This is a genomic window from Escherichia sp. E.sYA108 (genome assembly GCF_011754335.1).
GTDB lineage: Bacteria > Pseudomonadota > Gammaproteobacteria > Enterobacterales > Enterobacteriaceae > Escherichia > Escherichia coli.
The window spans coordinates 60,395-75,081 of sequence record NZ_JAAQVZ010000001.1 but is presented as its reverse complement, the minus strand read 5'-3'; the positions used below and the strand labels follow the sequence as shown (position 1 = coordinate 75,081).

The window sequence follows — 14,687 nt, the reverse complement described above, 5'->3', positions numbered from 1 at the left end:
AGGATTGCGCGTAAATCGTGCATAACTCCCTTATGTGCATTTCACGGGATGGAAGACCATGAAATTTATTGGGAAGCTGCTTCTCTACATTCTCATCGCTCTGTTAGTGGTGATCGCTGGCCTCTATTTTCTTCTGCAAACCCGCTGGGGAGCAGAACATATCAGCGCATGGGTTTCCGAGAATAGCGACTATCATCTGGCCTTCGGGGCGATGGATCACCGTTTTTCCGCGCCATCTCATATCGTGCTGGAGAACGTCACGTTTGGCCGTGATGGCCAGCCCGCGACCCTGGTGGCAAAAAGTGTCGACATTGCGCTAAGCAGTCGGCAACTGACCGAACCACGCCATGTCGATACCATCCTGCTGGAAAACGGGACGCTGAATCTCACCGACCAGACCGCGCCGCTACCGTTCAAAGCCGATCGTCTGCAACTGCGTGATATGGCGTTTAATAGCCCGAATAGCGAATGGAAACTGAGCGCGCAGCGGGTAAATGGCGGCGTGGTTCCGTGGTCACCAGAAGCCGGTAAAGTGCTGGGTACGAAGGCGCAGATTCAGTTTAGTGCCGGATCGCTTTCGCTCAATGATGTTCCTGCCACCAATGTACTGATTGAAGGCAGTATTGATAACGATCGCGTTACGCTGACTAACCTGGGTGCCGACATCGCCCGCGGGACATTAACCGGAAACGCGCAGCGTAACGCTGACGGCAGCTGGCAAGTGGAAAACCTGCGCATGGCGGATATCCGTCTACAAAGCGAAAAATCGCTAACCGATTTCTTTGCGCCATTACGCTCTGTCCCGTCGTTGCAGATTGGTCGCCTGGAAGTCATCGATGCTCGTTTGCAAGGTCCGGACTGGGCGGTGACCGACCTCGATCTCAGCTTGCGCAACATGACCTTCAGTAAAGATGACTGGCAGACACAGGAAGGCAAACTGTCGATGAACGCCAGCGAGTTTATTCATGGCTCGCTGCATTTATTTGATCCGATTATAAACGCAGAATTTTCCCCGCAGGGCGTAGCACTGCGCCAGTTCACCAGCCGCTGGGAAGGGGGTATGGTCAGAACGTCAGGAAACTGGCAACGCGACGGGAAAACGCTGATCCTCGATGATGCGGCAATTGCCGGACTGGAATATACCTTGCCAAAAAACTGGCAACAGTTGTGGATGGAAACGACACCCGGTTGGTTAAACAGCCTGCAACTGAAGAGATTTAGCGCCAGCCGCAATCTGATCATTGATATCGACCCTGACTTCCCGTGGCAGCTCACCGCGCTCGATGGTTACGGTGCCAATCTGACGCTGGTTACCGATCATAAATGGGGCGTCTGGAGTGGCTCGGCGAATCTGAATGCCGCCGCCGCAACGTTTAATCGTGTTGATGTCCGTCGTCCGTCGCTGGCGCTAACTGCCAACAGCAGCACGGTGAATATCAGCGAACTGAGTGCATTTACAGAAAAAGGCATTCTGGAAGCCACCGCCAGTGTTTCACAAACGCCACAACGTCAGACCCATATCAGCCTGAATGGACGCGGTGTGCCGGTGAATATTTTGCAACATTGGGGATGGCCTGAATTACCGTTGACTGGCGACGGCAATATTCAGCTTACCGCCAGTGGCGATATTCAGGCCAATGTCCCGCTGAAACCTACGGTTAGCGGGCAATTGCATGCCGTGAATGCCGCAAAGCAGCAAGTGACTCAAACCATGAATGCGGGCGTAGTTTCCAGTGGTGAAGTTACGTCGACGGAGCCGGTGCAGTAAAAATAAGGACGCTAGCGGATATCAGCGCTAGCGTTCCCCGTTATTAGCGCAAAATTCCATACTCACTGCACAATAACCATTTCACCGGTTCATCTTCTTCTATCGCCGGAAAACGTCCTCCCGGCTCAAGAAAATAATTATCGTGTTGGTCATCATTTACCATCGAGATTTCCCAGCCGAGAACAAACGCTTTTTCCGCCCAGAAGCGATGATACAGACGCGGCGGCAGGCAAATGCCCTGCCCCGGCTTTAGCACCAGCGTTTCACCAGGTTTCATGGTACGCCGCTGACCATCAACACTCACGGTAATGACTCGTTGATCATCACAGAGATTGGCTTCGTTGGCCCAGGCCAACTGCATGCATAAGTCTCCACCGCCCCGATTGAGGATATCTTCCATTTTGTGGGTGTGAAAATGCCAGGGAGTCTGCTGATCTTGTTGGATCTGCAACATTTTCTCAGCATACGGTTTTGGATATGCCGCCGACCCCAGCGCGCCGTTGCGCATCGTTAGCAGTGTTAGTCCCGTTTGGTTGAAATCACCACGACCAAAATCGGTGATATCCCAACCGAGCTGTAAGTCGACCACTTCTTGCCAGTTATCCCGTTCCCGCTGCAGCCAGTCATCCACCGTAAAATAGGCGAACTCTGGCAAACAAACGCGGAAGGTCTGCGCAATGGCATGTGCTTTATCAATAACATAATTAATTTGTGAACGTTTCATTGGCTTCTCCGTTGCGCATAGCAAGCCAGGCAGCGCCACGCATTCCGCTACTGTCGCCGTGCTGTGCTTTTACAATGGGAGTGGTGAATTGATCGGTGAAAACCAGTGGAGCGACTTCTGCGTTCAGATCGGTGATAAGCAGTTCCACATTCGAAAGCCCGCCGCCGATCACAATCACGCCAGGGTCAACAACATTAACGATGGTTGCCAGCGTGCGGGCAAGCTGTTGGCGAAAACGTGCCACCTGCTGCATGGCACAAGCATCACCACGTTGTGCCAGGGTGACAATCGCCGCAGAAGTGAGCAAGTTACCAGTCATCTGTTGATAGCGTTCACTAAAACCGCTGCCGGAAACAAACGACTCCACGCAGTTGTGTTTGCCGCAATAGCAACTGACTGATGGACCATCTTCCTGCTCCGTATAGCCTGGCAACGTGATATGACCGCATTCGGCAGCATTTCCCCAGGCCCCTATAAACGGTCGTTGCTTGATGGCAATGCCACCGCCGCAGCCCGTACCAAGCGTAATACCAAATACCACGTCATAATCTTGCCCGGCACCGTCGCAAGCTTCTGATAGCGCGAAACAGTTACCATCATTGGCTATCACCACCGGTTGCCCAAGCAATTGCTGCAAATCAGCCTGTAACGCATGACCGTTAATCACCTGAATATTCGCGTTTTTAATCAGGCCAGTGAGTGGCGAGATACTGCCGGGTAAGGCGATCCCTGTCAGCATCGGTCGTTGAACGTCCCGCCTAATCTGCTCGATAAGCGCCACAACGCATGAGACAAATTGTTGATATGTTGACTTTTGCGTCGGGCAGCGGTAACGGCGAATCTCCCAGCCATGCGCATCCATGACAACGGCGGCGATTTTGGTCCCACCAATATCCAACCCCAGATAGTGCATATCTCGTTCCTTGTTGCGTAAAAGGCGGGTCACCCCGCCCTTCTGGCTTAGTACAGTGATGCTTTACCGAACGAACCGAACAGTTTCATTTTGTGGCGAATGACTTCCCGCGCCGCGTTAATCGCATCCGGATAGATGACGTTCGGGTCCCACCAGCTCTCTTTAGCGAGAATTTCACGCACTTTCTGGAAATAGGCGTATTTCATATCGCTGGAGATATTGATTTTGCCGACGCCGAGCGTAACTGATTCAGCAATCTCCGCGTCCGGGTTTGCCGAACCACCGTGTAGCACCAGCGGAATATCAATACGTCCGGCAATGTCGCGCAAAATGTTCATTTGCAGCTTCGGCTGCATCCCTTTTGGATAGATGCCATGCGCTGTACCAATCGCCACAGCCAGTGTGTCGGCACCTGTACGAGCAATAAAATCGGCGGCCTGCGCCGGATCTGTGTAGGTCACTTGTGAAACACCACCTTCTACCGACGTTCCTGTTTGTCCGATGGTTCCCAGTTCACCCTCAACCGACACGCCAACCGCGTGAGCGAGGCGAACCACTTCTGCGGTCAGCGCCACGTTTTCTTCATACGGCAGCAGCGAACCGTCGATCATTACTGAGGTAAATCCGCAGCGAATCGCACGCAAAACATGCTCTACAGAGGCACCATGATCGAGGTGCAGTACAAACGGGACCGGACTACGCTGGGTAATTTCGCGAACGTGAGCGAAAAAGGCATCGCCCACAAAATCATGTTCGCTGGGATGGATGGCAATAATCGCCGGAGTATTTGTCGCTTCTGCTTCATCCACGACTGCGCGAAGGAAACAGTTATCCGCCACATTAAATGCGCCAATGGCAAAGCCGTGCTGGCGGGTAGGTTGCAGTAATTCTTTCATCGAAACTAACATGTTAAATCTCCAGTTTCAGCGTGTAGTCCGCCCTGCCGGTGCGTTATTGCACTGGCATAAAGGCCATGACAGAAAATGAATCAGGCTTTGCCGATAGAGCCGCTCGCCTGTAAATACGGTGTAATCGCTTCTTCGAAGGCCAGTTCCATAGCTTTCAGCGCGTCCACCAGTTCAATGGATATATCGTGACAGAGGGTATGCAGGAGCGCGGATTTCCCCCGTTCAAAAATGGCCGCCCCCACGTTGATTTTTGCTACCCCCAGAGTCGTACAGAGCTGGAGCTGATCGAACGGCGTACCGCTACCGCCATGTAATGCCAGAGGCACGCTCGAGCAGTGGAAAATCTCCGCCAGACGCTGAAAATCAATAGCAGGTACAACACCAGGCGCGTACATGCCGTGCGCCGTGCCTACCGAAACGGCCAGTAGATCAATGCCTGTCTGCACGATAAACGGTTCCACATCAGTGGGTTGCGTCATCATGTCTGCATTGGCGGCCTGGTCATAACGCGGCGCATCTGCCAGATGGCCCAGTTCACCTTCCACGCAGAGCTGCGCGCTGGCGGCGAGTTCCACCACCGCCCTGGTCTGGCGCACGTTTTCCTCCAGGGGAAAAGCAGAAGCATCAATCATTAATCCGCTGAAACCAGCACGAAACGCCTGACGAATACAGTCCGGATTTTTGCCATGATCAAGCGCCAGAGCGACCGGTACTGAGGCAGATTCCGCGAGCGTTTTAACCACTGCCGCCGCGACGGGTGCAGGAAAATGCGCCAGATGCCCCTGATAGAGATTGAGAATGATCGGAGCGCGATTCTTCTCCGCCACGCGGATAGCTGCGTGAGCACTTTCCAGATTCATACAGTTGATCGCCAGCAAGGCGTAATGTTCATGCCAGGCTTTCATCACCATACTTTTCATATCGGCAAACATAGGGCCTCCGGTTATTCGAGGGTGAAAGTGATCTCTTCATCTTTCAGCTTTTGATCGCTCAGTTCGTCAAACTCTTCGTCGCGTTCCGTTACCGGTTTCTTCCAGAGTGAAAGCATCACGCCACAAATCACCGTGCCTATACCCAGCGCCAGGCAAAACAGCAGAGGATGGGTGAACAGAGGCACAACAAACATGCCGCCATGCGGAACCGGACTCTCCACGCCCCACACCATGATTAAGCCGCCCGCGACCGCCGATGCCACCACACAAGATCCCACTACTCGCAGCAGGTCACGCGCGGCGATCGGAATGACTCCTTCAGTGATCATGCAGATCCCCATCGGAAACGCGGCTTTCAGCGCCTCGCGCTCCGCACGGGTGTATTTATGGCGTGTCAGTAAGAACGAAAGTGTGATGCCAAACGGAGGGATGATTGAGCCGACAAATTTCACGGCTTCTGGTCCGTAGACGCCACTGACCAGCAAGCCATCGGAAAACAGCGACATGGTTTTGTTGACCGGACCACCGAAATCGAAGGTTGCCATCGCGCCAAGTATGGCCCCCATCAGGAAGCGCGATCCGCCCTGCATCGACTCGAGCAAATGAATCAGTGCTTCTTGTAACCAGGCGATGGGTTTACCAATCAGCGTCATCATTAACAGCCCACCGATAATGGTGCTTAATACCGGCAACACCATGATTGGCATGAGTCCTTGCATCGACTGCGGCAGGCGGATATAGCGTTTAAGTAGCAAAATGGTGTAGCCCACCAGGAAACCACCCAACATACCGCCAATAAATCCGGTATGGATTTGCCCGCAGAGAAAGCCGACAATCAGGCCTGGGACAAATCCGGGACGATCGGCAATAGAATAGGCAATTGCCGCGCTAATCAGCGGCACAATCAGCCCCATTCCCCAGCCGCCAATCTGATTAAGCATCCACGGGATTGTTCCTGTTTTTTCACCAACATCTGTACCGCCAAGAACTTGCCCCAACGCAATACATATCCCGGCGGCCACAATAAGGGGTATCATCCACGAGATGCCGGTTAATAAATGTTTTTTAATTTCCTGTGAAACCGGAATTTTATTTTCTTTCATATTAAGATCCCTCCAGTATAAGGATCATTTGTTTCCCAGTGATTTTTCGACCTTTTCAAGAAATTGAACGGGCGATTTAATGACGATCTCTGTCTTTACTCGCACAATACGTTTATTGGTGAAGCGTTCTTCTCCTTTTATTTTCACATCTACAGCAAGAATCACGACGTCAGCAGCAGAGATATCTGCCGCCTGTAATTCATTTTCTGTACCAATGGTTCCCTGGGTTTCAACTTTAATGGTATGGCCCAGAGCTTTTGCTCCTTTGATTAACTTTTCACGAGCAATATAGGTATGAGCAATACCCGCCGTACAGGCGGCAACACAGACAATATTCATGACATACTCCCTGTTATTTAGCAGACATCGGATTGTGCATACTGACTAAAGAGATCAATGATTTTTTGCGGACTCGTCTCAACTAACAATTGTTCTATGATGTCATCATCCGCCAGCGCGCCCGCGACCTGGGAAAGTAAACGGATATGGGTGGTATTTTGATCTTCAAGACGTACCGCAAATAAAATAATACAGCGCACGCTACTGCCATCCAGCGTTTCCCAGGGAATATCCTGGCGGGTACGGCCAATTGCCAGCGTAGTATTAATTACCGCAGAAGATTTACCATGCGGGATCGCAATATGATTTTCAAAACCAGTCGAGCCTTCCGCTTCGCGCTGCCAGACATCTTTAATAAAGGTTTCCCGACAATCGATCGCACCATCTTTTTTGAGAAGATTAGTTAATTCTTCAATCGCCTCCGCTTTATTCGTTGCTTGCATATCTAAAATAACGCGATTCGTATTCAGGATTTTTGTTATGTCCATTCGTCATACCTCATAAAATTCTGACATTAAATTTCAACGACCCGAGACGTCGCATGATGTAATTTTTCCGTAATCACCATTTCAGTGACCCGCTTAATATCGGCATCATTAAAAAAAGCGGTAACATAAGCGACCGGCATAGTGACTGTAGGCAAATTAATGGTCGAAATAATCAGTTCGATATTGTCAGGCAAAACCTGTGATAAATTCGCTGCTGAAATAACATCAACAATCGTCCATTCAGGAAATGCTCGCAGAATACGGCTTTTCAGTAGATGCGAAGTTCCGATTCCGGTTGAACAGACCAGTAATACACGTTTACGGGCAATTTGCCGCTCCATCGCAGCCTGAAAATGAACGGTCAGGTAACCCACTTCATCCTCGCTCACTGCATTCTCACCCCAGGTTTTAAATACCTGATTCACCACATATTGCGTCAACCGCCAGACATCCGCTAATTCTGCTTTAATATCTTCCAGCAATGGATTACGGATATGAATGCGATAATTTAGACGGTTAATCAGCGGCTTAATATGCACCAATAAGCCATCATATAATGCGCTGTCTTCACTAAAATCGCAGTCCACGATGTCACTGAATACCGTAATTAAACGCCAGGTAATCAGACGCGCTTCATTGCTGGCCTGCATATGTGAAATAATGCTAACATCTTTTTGTCCATCAATCGCCACACCTGATGAAATGATATATTGATAAATAAACCAGACTTCATCATCGGGCAATGTATGTGCAATTCGTTGATCTATCTTATGAATCATCTGACTGGCAACATTAAAGATATTTTCATCATATTGTCTGGTTTGATCTTCTTCTCTTGATAACGCATTCCCGTGCGTGTTGCGATACATCATAATAAGGATGTGAGTAAAAATGTTAACGTAATAAGGTTCTCCCAAAGACCAACTTAATTCATTTTCCATATCCAGTAACAATGACTGGACAAATAACACCTCTTCTTCTCCAAAATAATGGACTAATGCTTTATAGCTTCCGGGATCCAGACGTGAATACACGACACCTTGCGGCTCATTATGGTTAATAATGCCGTTAATCAGTAATGCCATTGCCTGTCGGACTTGCCCTTCACTACCTTCAATATGCGTACCACTTGGACTGCGGATCAACGATAACCCCAACGGCGCAAGCCAGGACTCAATTACTCTCAGGTCATTAACAATAGAGGCTCCGCTGATAAAGTAGCGTTCTGACAATTTACTGATCGACGTTTCATTCGGTGTTTCACTTAATAACTGCGACGCTATTTTAACGCGCCTGGCATTATTCATTACACAATCAATCTCTTCACATTCTGCCACCAACAAATGATCAAGATGCAGCAAATCAGCAATATTCTCCGCACTTAACATCACACCCGCGCCAGCACGCTTCTCAACATTTATTCTCCATTGTCCCAGCCATTGCTCAAGTAAACGTAAATCACGTTGAATGGTTTTTTCCGAAACATTTAAATAGCCGGCAATCGTAACAATAGTCGTATATTCCCTTCGAGGTAAAAGGAATCGTAATAATCTGTTTTGTCGCGAGGTAATCATTTGCATTTTTTACCCTTATCACACCATATGGAAGAGCTTCAGTTGCCATCTCTGAGGGTAAATATAAAGCAGAATAATTTCACAACAATACTAAAATCTGTCCGTAATCCGGACAGTGATAAAACAAAGCAAGGCGGTTAAGGGATATTTTTCAGCACAGATCACATTTTCGTGATGAATAATCGTGATCATGCTCGCAAATACGATGGAAGAAATATTTATTACCAGATGTGAGATTATTTACCGGATACGACACAAAACCATTCGTATCCGGCATTCTTCAATAGATTACAACGTAATTGTCAGCGCATTCCCTTGAGGAGTCACCACCAGTCCCTGCTCACTTTCAGCCTGCGAACCGCCTTGCAGACCATTTACTTTCACAATATTGCGCAAGCACAGTGTCCAGTTCTTCGCCTCGCCCGTACCAGTCACAGTAATCGTGTTGCCAGTACGTGCTGCTTTTAAAGTAAAGATCACCGAACCGTCAGCATCGGGCACTTCACAGACGGCTTCATGCCCGTCTTGCAGATTAAAGAGGTGGAATGCCGTACCTTCGTGCCACGCGTAATCGGGACGTTGATCGTTGTTGCCCAGCGCCAGTAGGGTGCTATCACGCACATAAACGGGCAGACTCAGGAAGCTGTGCTGCTGTTTATGCCAGCGACTACCGTCGAGTTCATCGTTGTGCCACAGGTGTGTCCAGCGACCTTCCGGCAGGTAGAACTGCACATCGCCCGCTTCAGTGAACACAGGCGCAACCATCACGTTGTCGCCTAACATGTATTGACGGTCAAGGTAATCACAAGCCGGATCGTCCGGGAACTCCATCATCATGGCCCGCATCATCGGCGTACCCCGCGCGTTTGCACGTGCAGCTTCACGATACAGATACGGCATCATGCGGCATTTCAGTTGCGTGAAGAAGCGCACCACATCACAGGACTCATCATCGTAGGCCCACGGCACACGATAAGATTTGCTGCCATGTAAACGGCTATGGCTGGAAAGCAAACCAAACGCGCACCAGCGTTTGTAAACGTGCGCCGGAGCGGTATTTTCAAAGCCGCCGATATCGTGGCTCCAGAAGCCAAAACCTGAAAGGCCAATAGACAAACCACCGCGCAGGCTTTCCGCCATTGATTCGTAGTTAGCGTAACAGTCGCCACCCCAGTGTACCGGGAATTTCTGCGCACCGACGGAGGCCGAGCGGGCAAACAAGACGGCTTCTTCCTCACCAACGGTGTCCTTGAGCACGTTCCACACCAGTTCGTTGTAGATGTACGCATAATGGTTATGCATTTTCTGCGGATCGGAACCATCAAACCATTGAACATCGGTTGGAATACGTTCGCCAAAGTCGGTCTTAAAGCAATCAACGCCCATCGCGACCAGACCTTTCAGTTTGTCGGCGTACCATTTGCAGGCATCCGGATTGGTAAAGTCATAAATCGCCAGACCTGGCTGCCATTTATCCCACTGCCACAGCGAACCGTCCGGGCGTTTGAGTAAATAACCTTTCTCTTGTAACTCTTTAAAGACGGGGGATTTTTGCCCAATATAGGGGTTAATCCAGACGCAGATTTTCAGCCCTTTCGCTTTCAGGCGGCGGATCATCCCTTCCGGGTCCGGAAAAGTCAGCGGGTCCCACTCAAAATCGCACCACTGGAAGGCTTTCATCCAGAAACAGTCAAAGTGGAAAACATGCAGCGGCAGATTGCGTTCCGCCATACCATCGATAAAGCTGTTTACCGTCGCTTCGTCGTAGTTGGTGGTAAATGAAGTGGTTAGCCACAGACCGAAGGACCACGCGGGCGGCAGCGCCGGACGGCCAGTAAAACGGGTATAACGATCAAGTACCGCTTTCGGCGTCGGGCCGTCGATAACAAAGTATTCGAGATATTCACTCTCAACGCTGAACTGTACTTTGGAGACTTTCTCCGATCCCACTTCAAAAGAGACGCATTGGGGATGATTGACCAGTACCCCATAACCACGGTTAGTCATATAAAACGGGATATTTTTATACGCCTGTTCAGTACTTGTGCCGCCGTCCCGGTTCCAGGTCTCTACCGTCTGGCCATTGCGCACCAGGGCAGTAAAGCGCTCTCCCAGACCGTAAACTGTTTCGCCAACGCCAAGATCCAGCCGCTCAAACATATAATTTCGTTGATTATTCGTGTCCTGCACGTAGCCGTTATTTTTCACCTGACTACCGGTAATACGTTCGCCGTTGCGCAGAAAATCCAGTGACCAGAACTCACCTTTGCTGACACGCGCACTTAAGTTGCCACTTTTAAACTCAGCGTAACGTTCTGTGTTTTCGATAGTGACCTTCACGTCCTGCAAAATATTGAGCGGGTAATGAGGACCGTTATTCAGCGCCCCCTGAAAATGCTCAATCCGTACACCGACAATACCTTCCTGTGGGGAGAAAAAGCGCAGCGTAAATAAAGGCGTATCAAGCTGCCAGGTACGTTCACGCACATCACGAGGGGCAGCATAGACCACCATTTCATTACCCTGCTGTTCAACCTCGAACACCTGAAGCGGGTGAATCAAATTGAGATCAGGTTGAATCAACCAGTTTCCGTCGCTAATTTTCATTGCCGTTCCTTAGTTCTGCACTTCTTGAGAGGTGAATTGTTGCTGGCAACGGCGTTTGCCCTGCGCCAGCTGTTCCATAACGGTTTTCAGATTGTGCGTCGTGAGCGAGTAGTAGCGTTTAGCGATAATCGCGCTCAGCAAGTAACAGATCGCCGGAACAATCGTGAATAGCGCGATAATGATGCTAATTGTGGCGCTGTTCTGCGCTTTTTCTGCCGCATCATATCCGCCATAAGCCAGCATCCAGCCGATAAGGGCACCACCGAAGGCCAACCCCAGTTTGAGCACAAACAGCGTGCCAGCAAAACTGATCCCGGTCAGGCGTTTACCATTACACCACTCGCCGTAGTCGACGGTATCGGACATCATTACCCACTGGATAGGTGTCACCAGTTGATGCAACACACCAATCACGAAGATGAAGACAAACATGGTGATGCTGGCCTGCATAGGAACAAAGAACATCGCGAGGCTAATCACTGCCAGCAGGGCGTTCGTCCACCAGAAGATAGTGACTTTACATTTCCAGTCGGTCAGCGGTTTTGCCAGTGCGGAGCCAATCAGGTTACCCACGCAATAAGTGGTGAGAAAAGCGACAAACACTTCCGGCGTACCCAAAATCCATGTGACGTAATACATCATCGCCCCACCGCGTACGCACACCGCCAGGATATTGAAAATTGTCAGGAAACCGACAATACGCCACTGGTCGTTTTGCCAGATATCACGTAAATCATCCCGCATAGACGTCGTTGTAGGTGGTGCTTCAACGCGTTCTTTAGTGGTGAAGAAACAGAATGCCAGCATCATAAATGCCACCACGGAAAGGACCGCGATACCGCCCTGGAAACCGAGTGGTTTATTATCACCACCAATTAAATTAACCAGTGGCATCATCAGAACAGTAGAGAGCATGCCTCCCGCGGTCGCCAGCACAAAACGCCAGGATTGCAGCGAGATACGCTGAGTCGGGTCATTGGTGATTACACCACCCAATGCGCAGTAAGGGATATTGACGATGGTATAAAGTAAGGTAAGTAGGGTGTAAGTAATTGCTGCATAAATCATTTTTCCGTTCATACTGAGATCTGGCGTGCTATAGGCCAGTACACAGACGATCCCGAATGGCAGTGCGCCAAACAGCACCCACGGCCGAAATTTACCCCAGCGAGAGCGCGTTCGATCGGCCAACAACCCCATGCAAGGATCGGAAATCGCATCCAGTGCACGAGCGACCAAAAACATGGTTCCGACAAATCCGGCAGGAATGCCAAAAATATCGGTATAAAAGAACATCATATATAACATTACGTTATCGAAAATAATGTGGCTGGCGGCGTCTCCCATGCCATAACCAATTTTCTCTTTAACGGACAACACTTCACTCTTCATCTGCTTTTCCTTGATGCTATAGGGGTGCTGAGACCGATAACGCATTTTGTAAACCATCCCTGCGAGAGCGAATATTCCGATATCTGGTTATTAATTTATGATTCTTGTTTTATGTGATCGTGGTAGCGTTAATTTCGCTAATATATCATTGTAAAATATGAGTTTTATATGAACTATAATGCTTTCGTGATAATACGCTGCGTGTATTAGGCGGAAAAAACTGATCTGGGGGATGTAGAAACTCAAGGAAGTAGCTATAATGCGCCCCGCCTCCATGTAGCAATCGAGGCGCGGAAGATCGTCGTCTCCGGTGAGGCGGCTGGACTTCAAATCCAGTTGGGGCCGCCAGCGGTCCCGGGCAGGTTCGACTCCTGTGATCTTCCGCCAAAATGCCTCTTCTGAACTCTCCCGATGTCAACAAAACCCCTTCTAATCCCTTATATATCAGGTTTTCTTTATATCCTGAGGTCAACCGACTTCAACCCACATCAAGTTGTTTTTGGGGGTGCATTCGGGGGTGCCATTTCCCTCTTAAAATATCAGCACCCCCATAATGGTAAAAATGTGAGATATAACAAGGGGTTTTAAAGACATCTTTGCTATATAAGGGGTGCATTGGGGGTATCAGGTTGGTTACTGGCAGAAATCCCCCCAGGAGGATGGATTCATCAAAAGCCGGAGGATGTCATGGCGCTAACCGATGTTAAAGTGAAAACCGCGAAGCCAAAAGAAAAGCCCTATAAGCTGGCTGATAGCGGCGGTATGTATCTGCTGATTAACGCTAATGGTTCCAAATACTGGCGTATGAAGTACCGCTTCGCTGGTAAGGAAAAGATGCTGTCTATTGGCGTTTACCCCGATGTAACGCTTGCCGACGCTCGTGAGAAACGCAGTGAAGCCAGGAAAATACTTGCGGCTGGTGGCGATCCGGGTGAGGCAAAAAAAGAAGAAAAAATCGCGCTGCAAATGAGTTTGAAAAACACTTTCGAGGCCGTTGCTCGCGAGTGGCATCAGTCGAAAGCCGATCGCTGGTCATTACGCTATCGTGATGAAATCATCGACACCTTTGAAAAAGATATCTTTCCCTACATCGGTAAGCGCCCTATTGCTGAAATTAAACCAATGGAACTACTGGAAGCACTGCGCAAGATGGAGAAACGCGGAGCGCTGGAGAAAATGCGCAAGGTCCGTCAGCGCTGTGGTGAAGTGTTCCGCTATGCAATTGTCACTGGCAGAGCTGACTATAACCCCGCTCCCGATCTTGCCAGCGCGTTAGCTACACCGAAAAAAGTACATTTCCCCTTCCTTACTGCCAATGAACTTCCTCACTTCCTTAACGATCTGGCGGGTTATACCGGCAGTATCATCACGAAGACAGCCACTCAGATCATTATGTTAACCGGTGTACGCACGCAAGAACTACGTTTCGCACGCTGGGAGGATATAGATTTTGAGACAAAACTATGGGAGATCCCGGCAGAAGTGATGAAGATGAAACGGCCCCATATTGTGCCGCTCTCAGAACAGGTTATTACGCTGTTTAAACAGCTTGAACCGATATCAAAACATCATCCGCTGGTCTTTATCGGCAGAAACGATCCCCGCAAGCCTATCAGTAAGGAAAGTGTTAATCAGGTTATCGAATTACTGGGATATAAAGGCAGGCTGACGGGGCACGGTTTCCGCCACACGATGAGTACTATTCTGCATGAAAAAGGCTTTAACTCAGCGTGGATTGAAACGCAGCTTGCACACGTCGATAAGAACGCGATTCGCGGGACGTATAACCATGCACAGTATCTTGATGGGCGTAGGGAGATGATGCAGTGGTATGCGGATTATATTGGTTCCCTGACAAGAGAGAATGTTATCCATGGGGATTTTAAGAACACAATCTAGCAGTCAAAGATATTGGAAACTCTGCCTAATGAACTGGCTA

Annotated in this window: 12 protein-coding genes and 1 tRNA gene; 3 read left to right on the top strand and 10 right to left on the bottom strand. The window is 49.5% G+C overall.

Annotation, left to right across the window (positions count from 1 at the left end; translation table 11 throughout):
* Positions 1–58 precede the first annotated feature (58 nt).
* On the top strand, positions 59–1,768 hold the full coding sequence (locus HBM92_RS00365; protein ID WP_001304987.1) for an AsmA family protein: 1,710 nt from the start codon (positions 59–61) through the stop codon (positions 1,766–1,768).
* Positions 1,769–1,811: 43 nt separating this feature from the next.
* Here HBM92_RS00365 and HBM92_RS00360 read toward each other — a convergent pair whose 3' ends face one another.
* The 10 genes from HBM92_RS00360 to HBM92_RS00315 form a co-directional block, all read right to left on the bottom strand.
* Complete coding sequence (locus tag HBM92_RS00360; protein WP_001297961.1) at positions 1,812–2,492, bottom strand: D-lyxose/D-mannose family sugar isomerase; 681 nt, start codon at positions 2,490–2,492, stop codon at positions 1,812–1,814.
* On the bottom strand, positions 2,473–3,405 hold the full coding sequence (locus HBM92_RS00355) for an ROK family protein (RefSeq protein ID WP_000559090.1): 933 nt from the start codon (positions 3,403–3,405) through the stop codon (positions 2,473–2,475). The genes HBM92_RS00360 and HBM92_RS00355 overlap by 20 nt, the downstream gene beginning before the upstream one ends.
* 47 nt (positions 3,406–3,452) lie before the next feature.
* Positions 3,453–4,313: a ketose-bisphosphate aldolase gene (locus tag HBM92_RS00350; protein WP_000961381.1), complete on the bottom strand. Its 861-nt coding sequence runs from the start codon at positions 4,311–4,313 to the stop codon at positions 3,453–3,455.
* 80 nt (positions 4,314–4,393) lie between these two features.
* The gene (locus tag HBM92_RS00345) at positions 4,394–5,245 is read right to left on the bottom strand and encodes a class II fructose-bisphosphate aldolase (RefSeq protein ID WP_000457127.1); all 852 of its coding nucleotides are present in this window, start codon (positions 5,243–5,245) and stop codon (positions 4,394–4,396) included.
* A gap of 11 nt (positions 5,246–5,256) precedes the next feature.
* The gene (locus HBM92_RS00340; protein ID WP_000662201.1) at positions 5,257–6,348 is read right to left on the bottom strand and encodes a PTS fructose transporter subunit IIC; all 1,092 of its coding nucleotides are present in this window, start codon (positions 6,346–6,348) and stop codon (positions 5,257–5,259) included.
* A 24-nt stretch (positions 6,349–6,372) separates the two neighbouring features.
* Positions 6,373–6,687 (bottom strand): PTS fructose transporter subunit IIB, encoded by a 315-nt coding sequence (locus HBM92_RS00335; RefSeq protein WP_001028073.1) that lies wholly within the window; start codon positions 6,685–6,687, stop codon positions 6,373–6,375.
* A gap of 17 nt (positions 6,688–6,704) precedes the next feature.
* Entirely contained in the window at positions 6,705–7,175 is a 471-nt protein-coding gene (locus HBM92_RS00330) for a PTS sugar transporter subunit IIA (protein ID WP_000355546.1), read from the bottom strand.
* A 26-nt stretch (positions 7,176–7,201) separates the two neighbouring features.
* Positions 7,202–8,755 (bottom strand): BglG family transcription antiterminator, encoded by a 1,554-nt coding sequence (locus HBM92_RS00325; RefSeq protein WP_001304988.1) that lies wholly within the window; start codon positions 8,753–8,755, stop codon positions 7,202–7,204.
* A gap of 282 nt (positions 8,756–9,037) precedes the next feature.
* Entirely contained in the window at positions 9,038–11,356 is a 2,319-nt protein-coding gene (yicI, locus tag HBM92_RS00320; RefSeq protein ID WP_000702866.1) for an alpha-xylosidase, read from the bottom strand.
* A gap of 9 nt (positions 11,357–11,365) precedes the next feature.
* Entirely contained in the window at positions 11,366–12,748 is a 1,383-nt protein-coding gene (locus tag HBM92_RS00315; RefSeq protein ID WP_000834418.1) for a glycoside-pentoside-hexuronide family transporter, read from the bottom strand.
* A 292-nt stretch (positions 12,749–13,040) separates the two neighbouring features.
* On the opposite strand from HBM92_RS00315, the gene HBM92_RS00310 reads away from it, so the two are divergent.
* Together HBM92_RS00310 and HBM92_RS00305 are read left to right on the top strand one after the other, a co-directional pair.
* Positions 13,041–13,135: transfer RNA gene (locus HBM92_RS00310), tRNA-Sec, on the top strand.
* A 300-nt stretch (positions 13,136–13,435) separates the two neighbouring features.
* Positions 13,436–14,647, top strand: coding sequence for a tyrosine-type recombinase/integrase (locus HBM92_RS00305; RefSeq protein ID WP_001219060.1), 1,212 nt, complete (start codon positions 13,436–13,438; stop codon positions 14,645–14,647).
* The last annotated feature ends 40 nt before the right edge of the window (positions 14,648–14,687 follow it).

Excerpts from the sequence above, each read along its gene's own strand:
- HBM92_RS00365 (WP_001304987.1), top strand. The coding sequence starts at position 59 with ATGAAATTTATTGGGAAGCTGCTTCTCTACATTCTCATCGCTCTGTTA.
- HBM92_RS00360 (WP_001297961.1), bottom strand. The coding sequence starts at position 2,492 with ATGAAACGTTCACAAATTAATTATGTTATTGATAAAGCACATGCCATT.
- HBM92_RS00355 (WP_000559090.1), bottom strand. The coding sequence starts at position 3,405 with ATGCACTATCTGGGGTTGGATATTGGTGGGACCAAAATCGCCGCCGTT.
- HBM92_RS00350 (WP_000961381.1), bottom strand. The coding sequence starts at position 4,313 with ATGTTAGTTTCGATGAAAGAATTACTGCAACCTACCCGCCAGCACGGC.
- HBM92_RS00345 (WP_000457127.1), bottom strand. The coding sequence starts at position 5,245 with ATGTTTGCCGATATGAAAAGTATGGTGATGAAAGCCTGGCATGAACAT.
- HBM92_RS00340 (WP_000662201.1), bottom strand. The coding sequence starts at position 6,348 with ATGAAAGAAAATAAAATTCCGGTTTCACAGGAAATTAAAAAACATTTA.
- HBM92_RS00335 (WP_001028073.1), bottom strand. The coding sequence starts at position 6,687 with ATGAATATTGTCTGTGTTGCCGCCTGTACGGCGGGTATTGCTCATACC.
- HBM92_RS00330 (WP_000355546.1), bottom strand. The coding sequence starts at position 7,175 with ATGGACATAACAAAAATCCTGAATACGAATCGCGTTATTTTAGATATG.
- HBM92_RS00325 (WP_001304988.1), bottom strand. The coding sequence starts at position 8,755 with ATGCAAATGATTACCTCGCGACAAAACAGATTATTACGATTCCTTTTA.
- yicI (WP_000702866.1), bottom strand. The coding sequence starts at position 11,356 with ATGAAAATTAGCGACGGAAACTGGTTGATTCAACCTGATCTCAATTTG.
- HBM92_RS00315 (WP_000834418.1), bottom strand. The coding sequence starts at position 12,748 with ATGAAGAGTGAAGTGTTGTCCGTTAAAGAGAAAATTGGTTATGGCATG.
- HBM92_RS00305 (WP_001219060.1), top strand. The coding sequence starts at position 13,436 with ATGGCGCTAACCGATGTTAAAGTGAAAACCGCGAAGCCAAAAGAAAAG.